General features: G+C 43.5%; 16 protein-coding genes. 9 read left to right on the top strand and 7 right to left on the bottom strand.

Annotated features, from left to right (window positions below; translation table 11 throughout):
* Positions 1-477: 477 nt before the first annotated feature.
* Both QUB77_RS30075 and QUB77_RS30070 read right to left on the bottom strand, forming a co-directional pair.
* Positions 478-1,569, bottom strand: a complete 1,092-nt coding sequence (locus tag QUB77_RS30075; RefSeq protein ID WP_333180655.1) for a diguanylate cyclase — start codon at positions 1,567-1,569, stop codon at positions 478-480.
* Between the two features lie 788 nt (positions 1,570-2,357).
* Positions 2,358-2,495: a hypothetical protein gene (locus QUB77_RS30070; RefSeq protein WP_333296202.1), complete on the bottom strand. Its 138-nt coding sequence runs from the start codon at positions 2,493-2,495 to the stop codon at positions 2,358-2,360.
* Between the two features lie 416 nt (positions 2,496-2,911).
* Between QUB77_RS30070 and QUB77_RS30065 the strand changes: the two genes are divergently transcribed.
* Both QUB77_RS30065 and QUB77_RS30060 read left to right on the top strand, forming a co-directional pair.
* Complete coding sequence (locus QUB77_RS30065; protein WP_333180654.1) at positions 2,912-3,307, top strand: DUF3226 domain-containing protein; 396 nt, start codon at positions 2,912-2,914, stop codon at positions 3,305-3,307.
* A 28-nt stretch (positions 3,308-3,335) separates the two neighbouring features.
* Positions 3,336-3,974 (top strand): histidine phosphatase family protein, encoded by a 639-nt coding sequence (locus tag QUB77_RS30060; RefSeq protein WP_333180653.1) that lies wholly within the window; start codon positions 3,336-3,338, stop codon positions 3,972-3,974.
* A 44-nt stretch (positions 3,975-4,018) separates the two neighbouring features.
* Here QUB77_RS30060 and psaK read toward each other — a convergent pair whose 3' ends face one another.
* Positions 4,019-4,279, bottom strand: coding sequence for a photosystem I reaction center subunit PsaK (psaK, locus tag QUB77_RS30055; protein ID WP_333140980.1), 261 nt, complete (start codon positions 4,277-4,279; stop codon positions 4,019-4,021).
* A 230-nt stretch (positions 4,280-4,509) separates the two neighbouring features.
* Between psaK and QUB77_RS30050 the strand changes: the two genes are divergently transcribed.
* Positions 4,510-5,721, top strand: coding sequence for an acetate kinase (locus QUB77_RS30050; RefSeq protein ID WP_333180652.1), 1,212 nt, complete (start codon positions 4,510-4,512; stop codon positions 5,719-5,721).
* Between the two features lie 276 nt (positions 5,722-5,997).
* Here the strand turns inward: QUB77_RS30050 and QUB77_RS30045 are convergent, their stop codons facing one another.
* A complete protein-coding gene (locus tag QUB77_RS30045) occupies positions 5,998-11,511 on the bottom strand; it encodes an AAA family ATPase (RefSeq protein ID WP_333180651.1) in 5,514 nt (1,837 codons plus the stop codon).
* Between the two features lie 1,082 nt (positions 11,512-12,593).
* Here QUB77_RS30045 and bchB point away from each other — a divergent pair.
* From bchB to QUB77_RS30025, 4 genes are all read left to right on the top strand, one after another.
* Entirely contained in the window at positions 12,594-14,120 is a 1,527-nt protein-coding gene (gene bchB, locus QUB77_RS30040; RefSeq protein WP_333099663.1) for a ferredoxin:protochlorophyllide reductase (ATP-dependent) subunit B, read from the top strand.
* A gap of 288 nt (positions 14,121-14,408) precedes the next feature.
* A complete protein-coding gene (locus QUB77_RS30035) occupies positions 14,409-15,134 on the top strand; it encodes a hypothetical protein (RefSeq protein ID WP_333180650.1) in 726 nt (241 codons plus the stop codon).
* Positions 15,135-15,294: 160 nt separating this feature from the next.
* Positions 15,295-15,585, top strand: a complete 291-nt coding sequence (locus QUB77_RS30030; protein ID WP_333180649.1) for a DUF1778 domain-containing protein — start codon at positions 15,295-15,297, stop codon at positions 15,583-15,585.
* A 3-nt stretch (positions 15,586-15,588) separates the two neighbouring features.
* Complete coding sequence (locus QUB77_RS30025; RefSeq protein WP_333180648.1) at positions 15,589-16,095, top strand: GNAT family N-acetyltransferase; 507 nt, start codon at positions 15,589-15,591, stop codon at positions 16,093-16,095.
* A 68-nt stretch (positions 16,096-16,163) separates the two neighbouring features.
* On the opposite strand, the gene QUB77_RS30020 is transcribed toward QUB77_RS30025, so the two are convergent.
* Complete coding sequence (locus QUB77_RS30020; RefSeq protein WP_333180647.1) at positions 16,164-16,793, bottom strand: Uma2 family endonuclease; 630 nt, start codon at positions 16,791-16,793, stop codon at positions 16,164-16,166.
* 112 nt (positions 16,794-16,905) lie between these two features.
* On the bottom strand, positions 16,906-17,079 hold the full coding sequence (locus QUB77_RS30015) for a hypothetical protein (RefSeq protein WP_333154159.1): 174 nt from the start codon (positions 17,077-17,079) through the stop codon (positions 16,906-16,908).
* Positions 17,080-17,311: 232 nt separating this feature from the next.
* Between QUB77_RS30015 and QUB77_RS30010 the strand changes: the two genes are divergently transcribed.
* Together QUB77_RS30010 and QUB77_RS30005 are read left to right on the top strand one after the other, a co-directional pair.
* Entirely contained in the window at positions 17,312-17,494 is a 183-nt protein-coding gene (locus QUB77_RS30010) for a ribbon-helix-helix domain-containing protein (RefSeq protein WP_333180646.1), read from the top strand.
* Between the two features lie 449 nt (positions 17,495-17,943).
* Positions 17,944-18,402, top strand: a complete 459-nt coding sequence (locus tag QUB77_RS30005) for a hypothetical protein (RefSeq protein WP_333180645.1) — start codon at positions 17,944-17,946, stop codon at positions 18,400-18,402.
* 158 nt (positions 18,403-18,560) lie between these two features.
* Here QUB77_RS30005 and QUB77_RS30000 read toward each other — a convergent pair whose 3' ends face one another.
* On the bottom strand, positions 18,561-19,385 hold the full coding sequence (locus QUB77_RS30000; protein WP_333180644.1) for an SGNH/GDSL hydrolase family protein: 825 nt from the start codon (positions 19,383-19,385) through the stop codon (positions 18,561-18,563).
* Between the last annotated feature and the right edge of the window lie 565 nt (positions 19,386-19,950).

The following is a 19,950-nucleotide window of genomic DNA, read 5'->3' as shown; positions in this document are numbered from 1 at the left end:
CCTGGCACATCTCTTGATGAAGTTATTCGTGCTTATTGTGCATAAAGAGTGTCTCATACTTATTTGAAATGACTATAGATCGTAACAGAGCGATCGGACTTGATATTAGTTTACATTGCTTTCTCAATCAACTTTGACACCAGCACTATCCATACACCAAGAATTAGAATAGGTGGTTTATTACTAATTTCTATCTGTTTTATGGTTGGGGCGTTTAGTCTGAATAGGTAGAATTAAGTAGGTAATGAAAAAGAACGTTTCCAGTCATCTTTAATAGCTAGTTCCCGCGGTTCAATAAATATTGATAGAATTTCTATTGCTGATGATGCTGACGAAGTAGCAATCATTCCTTAAAGGGAATCCTGTAGTAGCTGACTCTACTACTAATAGTACCTCGAAGGAAGTTATAGTAATTCTCAGGAATACTAGAAGCCTGCACTCACAGCAAGCTTGCGCGTAGGTAGTTCACACATCCGCTTAACGATTTGCGCGCTTCTTTGTGCGCTTTTGAGCGTACATTAATTCATCGGCTAGGGCTATTAATTGGTCCAGCGAGGTTTCACCGTCTGGAATACAGCACTGGATGCCAATACTCATAGACAGTTGATAGCAGCGGTTGCTCTCCTGGTTGAAACGAGCGATGTTGGCTTGCAAGCGAACTACAAGCTCTTCGGCACTCTCTAAGTAGTTGAGCGCAAAAATGACAAATTCATCTCCACCCAAACGAGCAACGATGTCTGAACTGCGGCAGGTTCGTTTCAAAATCTCAGCCGCATCTGCAATTGCCCGATCGCCTACCTCGTGACCCATATTATCGTTAAGTTGTTTCAAACCGTCTAGATCGACAAACAGGAGACAGCATGAACCTTGCTGGCGGTGGGCTATTTTTAACTGCTGCTGTGCCAGCACAAAGAAACCGCGTCGATTGTGCAACCGTGTCAACTCGTCTGTCAACGACAATTGCCGCACCTGTTCCTCTGCTTGTTGCCGATCCCTAATTTCCTGCATCAGTCTGACGTTGAGAGCTTCTAACTCAGCGGTGCGATCGCGCACTCGTTGTTCCAGTTCGGCATACACCTGCACGTTCTCGAGCGCGACGGCTGTTGTATCTGCCAGTGCTTGGAGTAGGTTCACCTCTTGGTCAGTGGGTTGATGCGGCTGTGCCCAATAGTTGCCGATCGCGCCAATTGGGTTTATTGTCCGAATTGGAACCATTGCCAGACTTTTGACAAATGTGGGCTGATAAGCGGCGTGGGGAATACGAGCGTCCTCATAGATGTCTGGGATGACGGTTGATTGACGGTTTAACATTGTCCAACCGCTGATGCATATACTTATTGGAAACCGCCGCCCTTTCCACAGAGGTGCAATGGCATCTTCGTCGGCATAGAAACACTGATCTTTGTCGCGCAAGACAAAGGTAGCACCATCAGCACCTGTAAGTTGGCGTGCGGCAACTCGCACGATCGCCATGACATCTTCGAGGCTGTGGGCTAACGAGAGTTCTTGCACAACGACGAGCAGTTTTTCCATTCCTAGGTTGTACTGGCTTGTTGTGTCTTCATTCACAAGATTTGTAATTTTTATTAAAGGAGACTTTATAAGAGCTACGTTCATTTTGTTACGCTTAGGATAGGTTTTCTCCCACCACCAATTTACTCGGAAACTGAGTGATATCATAGAGTAGATTTACGTATACTACCCGGATCTCCCGTACTTAGGGTGATAAATCGATCTAATCATTCGTAGGTTGGGTAGAGCATTGAAGCCGTATGAGTTACACCGGAGGTTCGTGTAGCTGCGTTCATTTTGTTACGCTTGTGATACGTTTTCTCCCCGTATCAATTTACTTGGAAACTGAGCGATTTTACAGTAAATTTACGTAAATTACCCGGCTCTTCCTTACTTAGGGCGATCGATCTAATCATTCGTAGGTTGGGTAGAGCATTGCAGCCGTATGAGGTACACCGAAGGTTCGTGTAGCTGTAGAGACGTTGCATGTGCTGTAGAGATTGACATGTACCCTTTGTTTCGCCTTTTTATTGCGCTGCTTTTTGTGCGAGCCGCCAATAATATCATGTCCGTTAGCATCGGTCACGCTTGGTAAGGGCGGGTTTTGACGAAAAGTTGTTTGATGAAACAATTGTCGGCTAAACCCTCCCCTACACGCAACTGATACAACCGGACATGATATAACTTTTGGATACCATTCAAATATCTTACAGTTTATAACTATTAATGAGCTAGCAAAACTTCTAAAAGACGAACGACTTTTTTTCTAACAGATGTCAAGCCGATCGAATAAATACCAGCGTTAAATTAAAGCAGATTTAAGATATTTAGAACCTGGTCAAAACTTATTCTATCGCGCGATAGCCTCCATCCGAGGAATAGTAGAAATCGAACAAACAGAGAACGATCGCAACCTGCAAACTACCATAGCCGTAGTAGGTGCAGGAATAGGTGTAGCCGGAGTAGTAGCAGCTAGCGCCCATACTGTATCGAGGAGAAACCGGGAGTAATAAACATTAATGAACCATTCAGTTTGAGCGCCTTTGCTACCTTCATGTTAATTATCTTTCTGAGCTTACGTGCAGGCTGGTTCACTGGGGAATTGCTATTTTTTTGATAAAGTGGAAATGCCATAATAAAAAAGCAAACTGCAAGGCAAATCAACCCAAAATCAAGCTAGCTTAGCCCCAGGAAAAAGTGCCGACATGAAAAATATATTTCATTAAAATAAACTTTTAGCGAAACAAAGTTAATCACTACTTTTAAAGCTTTAGAAGCCGAGATTCAAAAAAGAGATATAGAAAAGATCGGGATTATTATTGATATTGATAACTATTCAGAGCCTGAACGGTTACAATGAGTAAATAAATGTATACAACAGGTATTTGAATCTGAAACTTTGTCAAACACTAAACAATTTATAGATATTTGTGGAGAGAATGGAACAAAGGCAAAATTGGCTTGTTACTTTACAAATGTTGGAGGGAAAGGCGAACTGGAAACGCTTTTAAAGGCAATCAAGGCGAGAGAATCACCTCATGCTGATTGTTTGGGTAGTTGGAAAAATTATTGCATAGAAAACCAGGGAAAGCAAATCGACCGAAAAGGTTTTGATAAATTCTGGGTGAGCATCTATCTCAGGTATGATACTTACTCAGATAAGGAACAGCAACAAGCTGGAAGGAAATGCACTATGTCTGGGTTTGATTATGTTATGGAACGCAAAAAAGATATTTGGGATTGGAATAATCCTGCACTCAATGATTTGAAGGAGTTTTTTACACTCTTTTGCTAACATAGTAAAATTCACACAAAATTAACTCATGAGCTTAAAAATCTACTTTGTACGACACGGTGAAACAACTTACAGCAAGACTGGCGGCTACTGCGGCGACCTCGACGCAGAATTAACACCGGAAGGTTCTATGATGGCCGAACAATTTGCTGCAACTTACGCAAAATTGCCTTGGAATGCTGTTTATGTCAGTCCCATGAAACGGACAATCGCTACGGCTAAACCTTTGTGCGATGCTGTGGGAATTGAAATGCAACTGCGCGATGGATTGAGGGAAATTAAGTACGGCAAGTGGGAGGGTGAAACAGTTGAATCGGTTCGCGAAAAATATGCTGAAGATTACATTAATTGGTTGACGGAACCGGCTTGGAATCCACCGACTGAGGGGGAAACTTCTGTACAAATTGCTAGCCGAGCGTCCTTAGTTATCGCAGAAATTCAGGAAAAGTACAAGAGCGGTAATGTTTTGGTTGTCTCGCACAAGGCGACTATTCGGATTATTCTGTGCAGTTTGTTGGGGATCGATTTGGGAAGTTACCGCAATCGCATTGCCGCTTTAGCAGCTTCTGTGAGTGTTGTCAAGTTTGATGTGCGCGGGCCAATGTTGGAGGTTTTGGGCGATCGATCGTACATGGATGAAACTCTCCGCAATTTACCAGGTACTTGAAATTGCGGGTAAGGTGCGCACACTGCGCACCCTAAAGTCTGAAACTAAATCGCGCCTATGTAAGACAATCCTAAAATCGTACCCGTTCCCAAAATATGACCGAAGCAGAGACTTCCCACAAGTGCACCCAAACTCAAGCCGCCGACCAAACCCGATGAGGGCGCGGCTGGGCCTGTGTGAGGCTTTTGAATGGTCGATCTGCCGATCGCAATAGCTAAAATATTGCAAAGAATCATAATCAAACCGGTCGTGGGGCTCCACTCTATGGTTCTGGCGACAGTGGCAAGTAAAATTGGTGTAAACATCGATCTGCTCCTTAAACTTTAGTAAATGAAAATCTGCCTAGAAGATATATCAAAAAAATGCAACTGTTAGCTACAGATTGCATTAACAGTTAATTTTTCGACATTTTTCTTAATAATGTTCCCTGAGTCTCAAGATTTTTTAGTCCCCCTCTGCTGGGACGAAAGTTTGACAAAACGCGATTTCAATCGCCTAGCGATCGAAAGAACGAATCAACAGGAAATAATAAAGCATGAAAATACTGGTGTTAAATGCGGGTTCGAGCAGTCAAAAGAGCTGTCTTTACGAGTTAAAAGATGTCCTGCCCGATCGACCTTTGCAACCCCTCTGGGAGGCTCAAATTGATTGGACTCACCAGCAGGGTATAGCAGAGTTGAAAGTCAAAACAGCAAAAGGCGATCGGCTTGAGGAGGAATTTGCATCCGAGTCTCGCCAAGATGCTATTTCTCGAATGCTGGAGACTCTTTGGAGAGGAAAAACTCAAACCATTAATGATTTAAAAGAGATTGATATTGTCGGCCACCGCGTCGTACACGGCGGGCAAGACTATCAGAAAAGTACGTTGATTTCGCCGGATGTTAAACAGGCGATCGCCCGTTTATCTGTGTTCGCCCCCGTTCACAATCCGGTGAACCTCGAAGGTATCGAAGCGATTGAAAAAGTCCTCGGAAAAGTGCCGCAAGTAGCAGTATTTGATACAGCTTTTCACGCACAATTGCCGCCCGCAGCCTTTGTGTATCCCGGCCCCTATGAATGGCTGGAAAACGGGATTCGGCGCTACGGTTTTCACGGCATTAGCCATCAATATTGCGCGCGTCGGGCCGCCGACATTCTGGGTCAAGATTTGGCAGATTTGCGGTTGATTAGCTGTCATTTGGGCAACGGATGTTCTCTGGCGGCGATTCGCGGTGGCTGGAGTGTTGACACGACGATGGGATTTACGCCTTTGGAAGGATTGATGATGGGAAGTCGATCGGGTTCGATCGATCCAGGCATTCTCATTCATCTGTTAAAACAATCCGAGTTTACTGCTGAGAAACTTGATGGTATTCTCAATCGAAATTCTGGTTTAAAAGGGATTTCAGGGGTATCTGGCGATATGCGGCAGATTGGAGATGCGATCGCCCAAGGTAATCAGAGAGCTCAACTTGCTTTGGATATTTATATCCACCGTTTGCGTGCCGGAATTGGTGCCATGCTGGCGAGTTTGGGAGGGTTGGATGCTTTGATTTTTACGGCGGGAGTTGGGGAAAATTCTGCTGTTGTGCGATCGGCCACTTGCGAAGCTTTTGGATTTATCGGGTTAAAATTGGATAGTGAGAAAAATCAACAGTCACCGATCGATCGAGATATTGCGGCAGTGGATTCAGCCGTAAAAATTTTGGTAATTCACACACAAGAGGATTGGGAAATTGCGCGAGAATGCTGGAAACTTTCTCACTAAATTATTGTATGAATTCCTGCAACCGCGATGCCCATTCAGCTTCGCAGCAGGAGCAACAATCACGGACTGCGCCACCCGAATATATCTAATTCATCTGCGTTAATCTGTGTTTATCTGCCCTCATCTGCGGTAAAAAAAAGAGAATGTATTAACCGCAGATGACAATGGATGGACGCGGCTTTACGCAGATAAAGAGAGGTAGAGACGTTTATTTTTCCATTTTTCCTGAAACATCATTACTCTTTCAGCAATGCTGTGGGTTAATAGGGGTGCCGCTTACAAAACTTGCTTGGGGGCGATCGGAATTTCAATAATAAACTCGCTTCCCTCTCCGGGTGCAGAAACGCAAGTCAATTTTCCGCCATGAGAACTCACAACAATCGAGTGAGAAATAGACAATCCCAAACCAGTTCCCGAACCCACTGGCTTAGTTGTAAAAAATGGGTCGAATATCTTGTGCAGCACCTCCGTGCTCATCCCTGGCCCGCTGTCGGCAATTCTAATTATGGCAGAATTCCTGTCTGTCACCTCTGTAGAAATTGTAATCGTAGGCTGTTGATTAGAGTTTTCCGGGCAATCTCTTGCTACGAGGAGAGCATCGATCGCATTTGTCAAAATATTCATAAATACCTGATTCAACTGAGACGCATAACAAGTAATTAGGGGTAGCGTGCTGTAATTTTTAATCACCTCAATTCCCAAACGCCCGCCCTCTTTTCTCAAGCGCGGTTGCAGCAACATCACCGTACTGTCGATGCCTTGATGGATATCTACCGACTTCATTTGCGCTTCGTCGAGGCGCGAGAAATTTCGCAAGCTTAGCACAATATCCCGGATTCTTTCCGCTCCTACTTTCATGGAATCCAGCAGCTTTTGCAAATCCTCGCTCAAGAATTCCAGCTCAATTGTTTCTATTTCTTCGAGAATTTCCTCAGCAGGTTCTGGATAGTGCTGCTGGTAGAGTTCAATCAATTTTAGCAAGTCTTTAACGTATTCGCTAGCCGGATTAAGATTGCCGTAGATGAAACTTACAGGATTATTAATTTCGTGAGCGACACCAGCGACCATTTGCCCCAAACTCGACATCTTTTCCGTTTGGATTAATTGAGCTTGAGTGAGTTTCAGTTCGCGCAAAGTTTGTTCTAAACGCTCGTTCTTTTCATTTAACTCCTGCGTCCGTTCTTGCACTTTCTGTTCCACAGAATTGTAAAGCAGAGCATTTTCTAAAGAAATAGCAACTTGGGAAGAAAGCAACCTTAATACTTCCAATCTGTGGGGAGTAAATGCTCCGACAGTCAAATTGTTTTCTAAATAAAGAATGCCGATTAGTTTGCCTTGATTGATGATGGGAGTACACAAAATAGATTGCAGTTGGTGTTTAGCGATGTAAGGATCGGCTGTGAATAGTCCCTCAGCCGCCGCATTGCTCAACACCAAATCCGAGCGAGTCCTTTCCACGTAATTAATCACCGTCACAGGTAAATCATGATAGTCTCCAACAGGCGTAAATTGCAGCACAGCTACATCTTCAGCAAATACTGACGCTTTAGCTGAAATCAACAGTTGACCATCTCTAACTAAAATCAGAAAACCTAATTGAGCGCCCGCATTTTCTAAGGAGATTCTCATCAAAGAAGCCAGCAACTTATCGAGGACAATTTCGCTAGAAATCGCTAGAGATGCTTTCATTACCGTTGCCAAATCCAGCACTCTCGCATCGCTGCCAGTAGAAGTATGAATAGTTGTGGTAGTTTGATTGTTGTTAAAACTTCCGTTGAGTGGCGTCATTTCCCGCAACTGCGGATACTTCTGTTCTAAATCTTCTACTTTGCGAACTGCACCCCAGCGCAAGTAGCACGAGTGAGCTTCGCGCAAGTGAATTTTGGCATATTGATACTTGCCTTTACTCAACCAAAACTTAGCTGCTAGTTCATTAGCTAGCGCTTCATTTTGGACAAATTCATTGTCTTGGGCTAAATTTATAGAGAAATCGTACAGTTCTACAGCTTCAGAATCTTTCTTGGAAATTCTGGCTATTTCTGCTTGTACTAAAAGATACTTGTGCAGAAAATTTTCGGCACAGTTGTCTGCCCAAATTTTCATCTGTTTTTGGTTTTCCTCTAACTTTTCCAAGTATTCCTTTTGCTTCTCTTCTGAAACATTTGGGAAAACGGCGGCTAAAGTTAGAGAAAAGAAAAAATTCCATTCGGTAGCGGGTATCGCTCCGGTAATAAAAGATAGCTGTTTTTCTACTTCAAAAGCTAGTTGTAGCGCTTCGTTGAAGTTGCCGTACCAGTACATTACCTGGCATTTGCGAATCTGATAAAGGCAGAGCGAGTACAAATTTTGATGAGCTTGACAGTTGTGTACGTATTCAGCTTCGCTGATATCTTCGCTTTCAAATACAAACTTTTCAGGAGTTAGTTTGCTCAAGTTACGCAGAATTAACTCTACTCCTAATAATATATCGGTTACGAGCTGATTTTTGGTTTTTTGGCTGAACTGCAAATACCTGCTAGTGTCTGCCAGAATTTGCGAGATTTCTTTACCTTGAAAAAATGAGTTAGCTATGCGGTTGGACAGAATATAACCCGCATACTCTAAATCTCCTGATTCTAAAGCTGCTTGATATCCTTCATTGCTGATTGCGTGGGAATCTTTGATGTGATTGAACCAGTAATAAAAAATACTGACCAAGGATGAACAAGCTCTGCATTTCAAGCCGATATTGCCAGATTTTTCGCTGAGATTCAGCGAGAGCAAGCCGAATTGATACGCAGCTTTGTAATCTCCCGAAACTGCGTTTAAGAACATACCGTAGCCAGCATAGCAAAGAGAGGCTTCGGGTACTAAACCGTATTGTAGAGAAAGATTGACTCCTTTTAAAACGCTGACTTTCCACAAGTCGGGATTTTTGAGGTACGCGGATGTCAGCAAGTTTGTAATTAATTTGACTGCAACTTTTTTGTCGGGTACAGTCATTTCGGGGGCGTCAATTAGGGAAGCTATTTCTCTACCTGCTAAAATATTTGTAGCTGCTGCAAATTCTTCGGATATGACTTTTTGTAGCCCATCTAGCGGCAAGTCAATGCCTAGCAAGTCCAAAGCTGTGATTCCGGCTTTAACGGCTTCTTCGTATTTCGCCCGCAGGGTGTACTGCACGATCAGCAGGTTGTAAATTTCTACCTTTTCTAAGGGCGATCGCGCTTTTTCCAACGTTATATTAATAAATTCTTCGGAGTTCTCGAAATAACCGTTTAAATACTCAACATTTGCCCGCTCCATGTGCAAGGCAAAGGCTAAGTCGTAGTGGGCATCCCAAATATCGGCGCTCAAACCGTCCATGCCTGCGGTCAAATACTGCAAGGCAGCAACATAAGCAGTGGCATCTTTGGCTCTGCGGGCCGCGTCTAAATTCAGCGTTGCCAGTTCAATTAATTCGCGATCGTCTTTAATTAGCGATCGAGCCACATTCAAGTGATCGACTAATTCAAAGATTCTGTCAGCGCGATATTCCGCCGGGGTGTTTTCTAGGATTTGCCTGCCTATTTTCAGGTGAACTGCCTTTTTTTGCGAGTCGTCGATCAGAGCGTAAGCTGCTTGCTGTACGCGATCGTGCAAAAATTTATAATTCAGAATTAATAGCGGAAACAGCACGTAATCTAATGACTTGCTTTCTAATTCCGAAGTTGGCAGAATCAATCCCGACTTAATGGCGGGCAACAGGTGAGAAAAAGTTTCCGAGGCTTCTTTTTCATGAATTAAAGAAAGAGTATTCAAGTCAAATTCGTTCCCCAAACAAGCCACTAAACGCAAAACTTGCTGCGTTGAACTTGGCAGTTTCCTCAATTTTTGTACCATCAAATCTACTACATTGTCAGTGATAGCGCACTGCTCAATTTGAGTCATATCCCAATGCCAGCCGCCCTTGCGGCCCGACTGTGGCGGGTGAAAAACTAGCAGATTTTCCTGATACAATGTTTGCAGAAATTGATTAACAAAAAAAGGATTTCCGTCGGTTTTGCTGATTACCAATTCAGCTAAAGGTTTGACAGATTCTCGATCGCTGTGCAAAGTTTCGGCAATCAAATGAGTTATGTTTTCCACCCCCAGCGGCGACAAAGCAATCTGATTAATGATAGCTTCCTGATTCCGCAGCGTCTCCACTGTCATCATTAAAGGATGAGTAGGACTAACTTCATTATCCCGATAAGCACCTATTAAAAACAGATATTGCGTAGCTTCATCTGTCATCATCAATTCGATCAGCTTGAGAGTAGCCGAATCAGCCCACTGCAAATCGTCGAGAAAAATGACCAGCGGATGTTCTGGCTGGCAAAATACGCGAATGAAATTTTGAAATACTAAATTAAAGCGGTTCAGAGATTCCGTCGGCCCCAATTCAGCTACAGGAGACTGAGCTCCGACAATTAGTTCAACTTCGGGAAGGACATCAATAATAATTTGCCCATTTTGACCGAAGGAACTGCGGAGTTTTTCGCGCCAAACTGCTAATTGAGCCTCACTTTCAGTTAACAGTTGCCGCACCAATTCCGAAAAAGCGCTGACAACCGCAGAGTAAGGAATAGTCCGCTTGTACTGGTCAAACTTTCCCCAAATAAAATATCCACGCCTGCGAGTAATAGGTTTGTCTAAAATCTTCACCATTGCAGATTTGCCTATGCCGGAATAACCAGCAATCAGCATCATCTCGCTGCGAGATTTATGCTGTCCTCTCGCCAGGACTGACAAGGGAATTTCTTTTTTTGATTTGCTCTCTTTCTTGATGACAGAAATTTGGGAATCTTCGCTGCGGTAGCCTCGATTATTTGTTGCTGCTACCCGTTCAAATGCCGCTAAAAGAGTTTCAACTTCTCGCTGTCTGCCGTAAAGTTTTTGAGGTATTTGAAATTTGTCGGAAATATCTTGGCGGCCGAGAGGAAACTCAGAAATAACCCCAGATGTTTGCCACTGAAACAGGCAGGATTCCAAATCTGCTTTTAGTCCCCAAGCACTTTGATAGCGCTCCTCTGGAGTTTTTGCTAACAATTTCATCACAATATCTGAAACAGCTTGAGGAATTTCTGGTGCAATTTCAGCTAGAGGTACTGGCTGTTTGGCAATGTGACAGTGAACTAACTCCATAGGATCTGTAGTGGGAAAAGGGAGTTGTCCTGCCAGGATTTCATAAAAGGTCACGCCGAGGGAATAAAAGTCGGTGCGGTAATCGACAACCCGGTTCATTCTGCCGGTTTGTTCGGGCGACATATAGGCTAAAGTGCCTTCTAAAAAATTGGGATTTTTACTGGGAATATTTTCCAAGTTGGATGCTGTTGAAATGCTGAAATCTATGAGTTTCACTTGTCCTGTAGCAGGATTAAAAACTATATTAGAAGGGTTTATATCTTTATGAATTACATTTTTGCCATGAATTTCTCCCAAAGTTTCAGCAACTTTGATGGCAGTAGTCAGAAATCCTAAAATGGTAAATTTTTGGGAAGCCATAAATATCTTTAAAGATTCCCCGCCAAAATCTTCTAAGATCATTGCCAGACTATTTCTAACCTGCTGCAACTTATACACTTTAACAACTCCGTCCAACAGGCTTAAGTTGGCCGTGATCTCATATTCGCGCTTGTATCTATTCAGTTCTTCAGGAGTCGGATAGTCTTCTTTGATAAGTTTGATAATAACAGGTTGGTTGTTCTGCTCGTTGTGGCCGCGGTAAACCAGGGAAGTGCTGCTTTCATAAATGAGAGCGAGAACTGCAACGCCGGGAATTGCCATCATAGTTGGGTTCTCTCAAATTAGGTGTGCTTGGTCAATGTTACAGGACTGACGCGCGGCGGGCTAGAAACCCGGTTCCTTCGTTGCTAGTCGTTGACAAACCCAAGATTTTATCGTGTAAATCGGGTTTCTTTTCGTAAATCCTATGTTATTCTTCATTATCGCTCAAGAGCTATCTTTTGGGATGTGTGGGTAGGCAGGCCTTGACAGCAAAGAGCTACTGCTGACAAAAGCACGCTGGGGCTTTCGTGACCTCAGCAGTTAGGTAAACAAGATCGCAAATACAGGATTTGTGCAAAGATTTACTCTAATGCTCGATCGCCATGCTGACAACTAAATCGTCTCAGATTCCAAGCAATCGCTGGACTTTAGTGGAGCTTCACCACATCTCGCGAAAATACGCAAGTGCTGAAAGATTTATTTTTTTCGGTGATCGGCCACGAATTTGGGGTGCTTAAAAAAATCGGCGCGTGCAAATCTTAACTATAATTCGCGACCGAGGCCCGGAGGGAGTTAAGTGTTGCTTCGGAAGCTGCAATTTCCTTCAGTTCTATCTATTTTGACCCATCGATTAACAATACTAACTGACCGAAAGCATCCAGGATACAAGCCCCCGGATTCATTCCGAAAGCAGACTCAGTACCCAGAAATAAAAAACCTGTATCCGACAAAGAAACCCCCGAATTTATCCGTGGAGTCAATGCTTCCATTCTAAAATCTAAAATCTAAAATCTAAAATCTAAAATCTATTGACCGTTTGAACAGAGTAAATTTGACAAAAAATGCAGAATTATTGCACCTTGTCTGGTGCGCGGCAGCGAACCCTACATTAATCTAATTTACCTAATTCTTAAGAAAATTTGAGGAAAGATTAAGAATTATTGCCATAAAACCCAGGTAAAGTTGTTTGAATTGCGAGTCAAATGCCAAGCAGAGAAAGCGTTTGAGCATTTCCCAAATGTGTAAATCCTCAGAAACTTAGTATTTCTAAAGAATTCATCCGGTGAGAAAATCAGAAACAACCTTAAAATTTAGCAGTAATCGCCCGATCGGGCAATTCTCAACCAGCACCAGGAAAAAAACCTATGAAATTGGCTTATTGGATGTACGCAGGCCCAGCCCACATCGGCACTTTGCGCGTGGCCAGTTCCTTCAAAAACGTCCATGCGATCATGCACGCACCGATTGGAGACGACTATTTTAACGTCATGCGTTCCATGCTGGAGAGGGAACGGGATTTCACCCCGGTAACTACCAGCGTCGTTGACAGACACGTACTGGCACGGGGTTCGCAGGAACGGGTGGTGGACAACATCACCCGCAAAGACAGAGAAGAACACCCGGATTTAATCGTGCTCACCCCGACTTGCACCTCCAGCATTCTGCAAGAAGACTTGGAAAACTTCGTGGAGAGAGCCCAATTGGATGCCAAAGGCGATGTATTGCTGGCGGATGTTAACCATTATCGGGTAAACGAACTGCAAGCTGCCGATCGCACTTTGGATCAAATCGTCCAATTTTACATTAACAAAGCCCGCAAAAAAGGCGATTTAGTAGAAGCCAAAAGCGAAAAACCATCTGTCAACATTATCGGTATGTCTACCCTGGGTTTCCACAACCAGCACGACTGCACCGAGTTGAAGCGTTTGATGGCAGATTTGGGCATTGAAGTCAACGAAGTTATTCCCGAAGGTGCTTCGGTTCATAACTTAAAAAGACTGCCGCGCGCTTGGTTTAACTTGGTTCCTTATCGGGAATTGGGGATGATGGCCGGGGAGTATTTGCAAAAAGAATTCGGTACGCCGATGGTGGATATTACGCCGATGGGTGTGGTGGAAACTGCGCGCTGCATCCGCAAGATTCAGCAAGTTTTGAATGCTCAAGGTGCGGATGTTGATTACGAAAATTTTATTGACCAACAAACGCGGTTTGTGTCCCAGGCTGCTTGGTTTTCGCGATCGATCGACTGCCAAAACTTAACCGGTAAAAAAGCGGTCGTATTTGGCGATAATACCCACGCTGCGGCGATGACGAAGATTTTGGCTCGCGAGATGGGAATCCACGTTGTGTGGGCTGGAACCTACTGCAAACACGATGCTGACTGGTTCCGGGAACAGGTTAGCGAGTATTGCGATGAAGTGCTCGTCACGGACGATCACGGGGCGATCGGAGATGCGATCGCCAAAGCGGAACCTTCGGCAATTTTCGGCACCCAAATGGAACGCCACGTTGGTAAGCGGTTGGATATTCCCTGCGGCGTAATTGCTGCACCGATTCACGTCCAAAATTTCCCGATCGGCTACAAGCCATTTTTGGGTTATGAAGGTACGAATCAGTGCGTAGATTTGGTCTACAATTCCTTCACTTTGGGAATGGAAGACCACTTGCTGGAAATCTTCGGCGGCCACGATACCAAGGAAGTGATTACGAAGGGTATTTCGGCTGACTCTGATATGGGTTGGACAAAGGATGGACAAGCTGAGTTGAATAAAATCCCTGGTTTTGTGCGGGGTAAGGTGAAGCGGAATACTGAGAAGTTTGCGCGCGATCGGGGGATTGATAAGATTACCGTTGAGGTGCTTTACGCAGCGAAGGAATCTGTCGGCGCGTAGTTAGTTGTAAGGTGGGCAAATGCCCACCTCACTGTCAGCCCTGTTAAGGTTCGATCGAGTGCTTTGCGCCATCCTGGACGTTCGCGATCGGCAATAAACCTAGCTTATTAATAATCATGTCTTTAAAGAAGAAGATTTAAAGCTCGCCTATTACGAAATTTAAGGTGTTTGAGAGCTTTCTTTACCACCTTGACAGGGTGGCCACCTTACTGTTAGCCTGTGAACAGTAAATACTATTGCAATTCAGGTATTGAAACGAAGTTAAACAATTACGTTTAGCAGATAATTATGACAAATGATGAATCACGAGTTCAAGAATTTGAACAATTTTACGAATTTGAACAATCCTGTGGTATTGGATCTCCCCTTAGTGAAGAGAGATGGACTGATTGGACAATTGAAGATATTAAAACTTATATCAAAATAGACAAATGGGACGAACTTAAAAATACATCATTAACAGTTAGTGATGAAGAAGCTTTGTTAATACTCAAAGAATTTGCAGAAAACGTTCGTCCCAATGAAGAGAATAGCGACATACTTGATGATTTGTTTGCTACTATTAATGAAATGTCCATTTCAGGAGTAATTAAGCTGAAAGAAACTAAACTCAAAAAAACCGAAGTAGAAACAGCCATTACTTGTCGCGGAGATTACCAAACGGCATACTTTTTTATTGACTTTTGGCTGCCTATCCACACCCGATGGAGTATAGCCAAAAAGTTACAGGCAGATGGGTATAACTTAAAGGAATTTTTTATCGTCGAAAGCCTTAGCTATTTACGTCCTAACTCTATTTACCTATTCGTTTATGAAAATTATATAAAAGAAGTTAAAGAGATTTTAGCAAAAGGAACTGTTTTCCCATTTGATATTCCTGTTAATTACTTCAGCATTAAGTCAATAGAAGAAAGAGGTTTGATCATGATTCCTCAAAATTATTCGACTCCTCAATATAATAATAAAACTCCTGATTTACGCTATCGGTGCTATGAAGTATTAATTAAAAGATGAGATGGTGTTGTTTGAGACTGCCTACGTTCTAGAACAAATTAGCCATAATCTCGATATACGTTGGAAGTAGCGGATCGCCCTTTTCAAACAAGCGTGCGATCGCCCACCTGAAAAATTGCTATAATATCACATGAGCCAACCTTGCTCTCAGTGAAAAAATATGTCAACCCCTACACAAACTCCCCAAACAAGCACCCTTGAGATAACTATCAATCAGGAACAAAAAGAACTGTTAGAAAAAGCAGCTACCCTGTGGGGTCTTAGTCTGAGCGAATATCTGCTCGAAGTTGCTCTAAATCTAGCCGAAGAACTGCCACTTAAACCAGAAAAGATCGTTCTTTCCGAACCCAATTGGGAAATTGTTACCTCAGCGATTGAAAACCCACCAGAACTTAACTCTAAGCTGAAAGCAGCGATCGAGAGGTATCGGCAAAAATACGATCGCAAATAAATAATGGAATGGATTTTTTGCTCAATAGATGATAGCCGGGTGATTCGGGAGAATTTTGATTGCGGTGTGCCGGAGTTAAATCAGTATCTCAAAAAATACGCCCGACAAAATCAAAGAAAAGGCATTGCTAAAACTTGGGTGGCAATTCCTCAAGGCGGTGACGGTCAAGTAGCAGGCTATTATTCAATAAGTATGGCTGAATTACAACGAGAGTTACTGCCTGAAAATTACAGGAGAGGGTTGCCGCGCTATCCTCTTCCAGTCATGCGGCTCGGCAAACTGGCGGTAACTCAATCAATGCAGGGTAGAAGACTAGGTGAGACACTGTTAATCGATGCTTTTAACAGAGTGATTCGTTTGTCGGAAGATATAGGAGTATTGGGAGTGATAGTTGACGCTTTCAACGAACAAGCTAAGGGATTTTATTTACAATACGGGTTTATTGCCTTAGAAGGTGATGAACTTTCACTTTTTATTCCCATGACTAGGATATTAGAAGCTTTTACATAGGTAAAAGACAAAAGTTGGTCTTAGCTTAGAAAAGGCGAGATTCTTTCTCAAACCAAGTGCGATCGCCCTTATTCCTCCCCGCTTTCTTCTGGCTCATTTTCCGCCTCAAAATCCACCTTCTCATAGACATCTGCCAGCGGCACTTCAACTTGAAAGAAATTAAAAACTAGCGCCGCATCCTCCTCATCGTACTGACGGTACGACCACCGCTTGTTTGCCAACTTACAATACTGTTCTACATAAACCTGAGATTGATCGATCAGAATATACTCTTGAAATGTCGGCAGCGTTTGATAAAACTTAAACTTATCACTGCGATCGTAAGCTTTCGTAGATTTCGATAAAACTTCCACAATCACTTGAGGATTCATCACCGTATCCTGGCGATTATTGAAATACTCAGGTTTCCCCGGAATTACCATCACATCGGGATAAGTATAAGTTCGCTTTTTCGGCAGCCACAAACGCACGTCGCTCATGAAAACATCATAGTCAAGTCCCTTAAGAGCAAGACGTAATGCTATGCTCATATTCAGGGCAATGCGATTGTGATTCGTAGTTCCACCTGTCATGGGAATAATTACTCCGTCGCGATATTCACTTTTATACTCTGCTGCTTCTTCCAGGGCTAAATATTCTTCTGGAGTGAAGTAGCTTTGTGCTGTTGGCTGTTCTGTTACTTGTAGAATAGCTGTCACGGTTTTTTCCCCAACTCAATTGATATTTTGCGTCCAGTTTAACATTGCCCGAAAGTACGATCGCCCTTCTGAAACAAGCGGACGATCGCACTTAATCAACTCACAACCAAAATTAATCGATCGGATCGAAAACTAAGGTCAATCGAGCAGCCGGAAGCAGTTGTTTGAGAACTCGCAAATGACCCTCTGCATCAGACCAACTGCGAAACCGACCGACAACGACCCTTTGTAGATTTGGAAGCAAACGAACAACGATCCACGGCTTGAGACGTTTCTCATACGGCATAATAGGTGTATCTCCTTTGTAAAGGTATCTCCTTTGTTAATGGGAGCCATAGCCAGTCCTTGCTTTTCCACGGCGGGGGACTGGCTTTTGACTTTGCACCTGTGGTGTGCTGTACAAATTATTGCAGAAAAGGCCCTCATTGGTAGCAAATAGTTACTAAAATAGCGTTATAACACCGCGATCGGCGTAAACTTGTATGATTGGGAGCGTTCACAAACAGTAAATATTGACAGTGAGCAAGCGCGTTCACATCACACTCCCCGACTACATCTATGAATCCTTAGAGCTGTGGGCCGATCGGCAAGGTAGACCCACAGCTAGCTTGATAGCTTTTATCGTTGAAACAGCGGTGTTAGAAGCCAAAAAAAAGGGAGATATACCTTCTGAACCTGAAAAGCCCAAAAGCGACACGTAAAGACTTCCCTCGTGGGTTGCTGGTGCGTGTCGCGCGATCGCACTTATCGAAATTGATGAAAATTAGCATCCGCGCCCGCAGTTGGCGCACAAGATTTAAAAGAATTCTCTGCTTTGTCCTCGCGATCGCGTATTAGTACATAAGTCCTCTCAGCAATCGAAAGTGCCAGTTTTTTAATTGTCCGCCGGCTAGTCAGTTGCAGGGAAACTCACAAAAAAATATCATTCTCAGTAACGAGATTTCGACTATACATTCAATCCTATTGTGGGGCGGGCTTCTAGCCTGCCCCTAAAAGCTTATTGAGAATAGTGCCCGCTCTCAGGGGAAACGGAAATTTCATCCAAGGATTTCCTCCTTGAGGCCAATTGTGAAAACTGTACAGTTCGATCGCCCTCATCAATGCAACTTACCTAGATTAGACGCATCAACATATTTTCAAGGAATGACTTATGAACTTCACAGCAAGACTCACACAAACCAGCTTACTCGGTTTAATGCTATTTGCCAGCAATCCAGCGGCAACCTTTGCTTTAGGACAATCGAACACAAGCACTGCACCAACAGCGTCTCGCACTCAGTCTCCGATTGAAACCATACAAATAGCTAATGTATCCACCCCCCAAAAACTGGTGAGGGATTTTTGTGCTCGCAAAAGACAGAAAGTGGAAAACTATTTCGAGACCAGCAACTTTCGGATTTATCTTTGCTACAACCACGCCAATCAACTATATTACTACGGCGTTAAAAAGAGTAACGGCAGCACGATCGCCCTGCGTGCTCGAACTGAAGAGGGGACTGGTTACGTGGCAAAAAATGGCACCTACGATTACATCGTTACAGGAGGCAGCCTGAGTATTTATAACAAAGGCAAACGCATTCTCGAACAACGAGTGATTCGCTCCCTTTAGTATTTAAATGCGATCGCTCTTTCAAGCCCAGACTTCTTCAAAAAGCCGGGTATCTAACAAAATATCTGGCTTTTCTGCTGAGGCAGACGAAAGTTTGTGTAATGTAACCTGGGAGCATCCCGCTCTTGTGGCGATCGCCCGGAAAGCCTTAAAATAGTTTACCGAAGCATCCCCAATTCAGATTTAATCATCCCGCTTTCCTGCACAATCGTGGACGCCGCTTCCCCCAAAATCCTGTGTGCGGCCGTCGTCGGATGAATGCCGTCCCAAAACAAAAATCGATCGGGACTACCACAAACACCTCCACCCGATAAACACGCACTCGTCACATTAGTCAAGCCATATTTAGCCGGAGAAGCAATGGCTTCCCGATAAAGCGCATTAGCATCCAGAGTCGCAATCTTTAAGTCAGAATGCTGTTGACTTAATACCTTAACCGTTCGCCTCAAACCCTGATTGTGTGCTTGTGTTAATGCAGTGAGCCTTGCAGAATTAGCGCCGTTTCGCGTCGCCGGTAACTGCCCCAAATCTGGTAAATTTGCCAGGAGGATATTTTTGGCACCCACACCAGCAAGAGATGCGATCGCCCTCGCCACATTTTCAACGGGAATATTCGCATTATTTACCCCCTGCAAATAGTCATTCGCACCCGCCCACAGTACATACAGCGCATGAGGATTTGCCTGTTTTTGGGATTTAGTCCATGACTCAACTTGAGTTAACAAACCAGGGACAAGGCTATTGCGATCGCTCCCCGTTATTGCACCTCCATGAGCAAAATTAGTGACTCGTTCAGGTGGCAACTTCAGGCGATCGGCAAGATATTCTACCCAAACTTTACCATTCGAGTAACGCCCTTGAAAGTAAGTCGAACGAGGCGGATATTGACCCCCGCTTGCTCGAAACACCGTTCCCATATCCGAAAGACTGTCCCCAAATACATATAGTTCATTGACAGCCTCAGAACTTTGAGCTGATAGCATGAGTGCAACCATAAAAGATAAAAGCGCAATAATTACTGCAAAAAATGTTTTTTTTAACACTTGGTATTAGTTAGAGGCGTAAAATATTTAATAATTTGTGATCGATAATTACCGAGTTCGTGATTTTGACATTTTGTGGTAGTTATATTATTGAAATAGCTTAAATATTTGCCCCAATTACTAATATATTAATTTTGGGAAAAATGTGAGAAGTAAAACTGAACTTTAATTGTGGGTTGCCTCACTCCACTGCTCAACCTACATAGATTGGTGATGTCCTTGACACTTTTCTCATGGTATCTAGCTCATAGCGCTGTAGAGGGGAAAAAACCGTACATATTTTGGGAGATTACCCAATAAAGTTAGGCAAGAGGCGAACCTGCAGCATCCCGGTTTTTCGCTAGCACAAGCTTTAAAACGCTCCTTTTGTTCAGGGGTGATAGCCACTCCTCCTACGAATGCAGTTCACGCTTCTGTTGACGCTCAACTATAGCACTTATCAGAAAGATGAGGTATAATGTAACTGACTTGAACAGAATGAAAAATATAAAACCCCAAAATGTAA

Origin of the sequence: Microcoleus sp. AT9b-C3 (assembly GCF_036705485.1) — a bacterium.
Classification (GTDB): Bacteria; Cyanobacteriota; Cyanobacteriia; order Cyanobacteriales; family Microcoleaceae; genus Microcoleus.
Note: the sequence above shows the minus strand (reverse complement) of the source record. Positions and strands in the feature narration are given on the sequence as shown.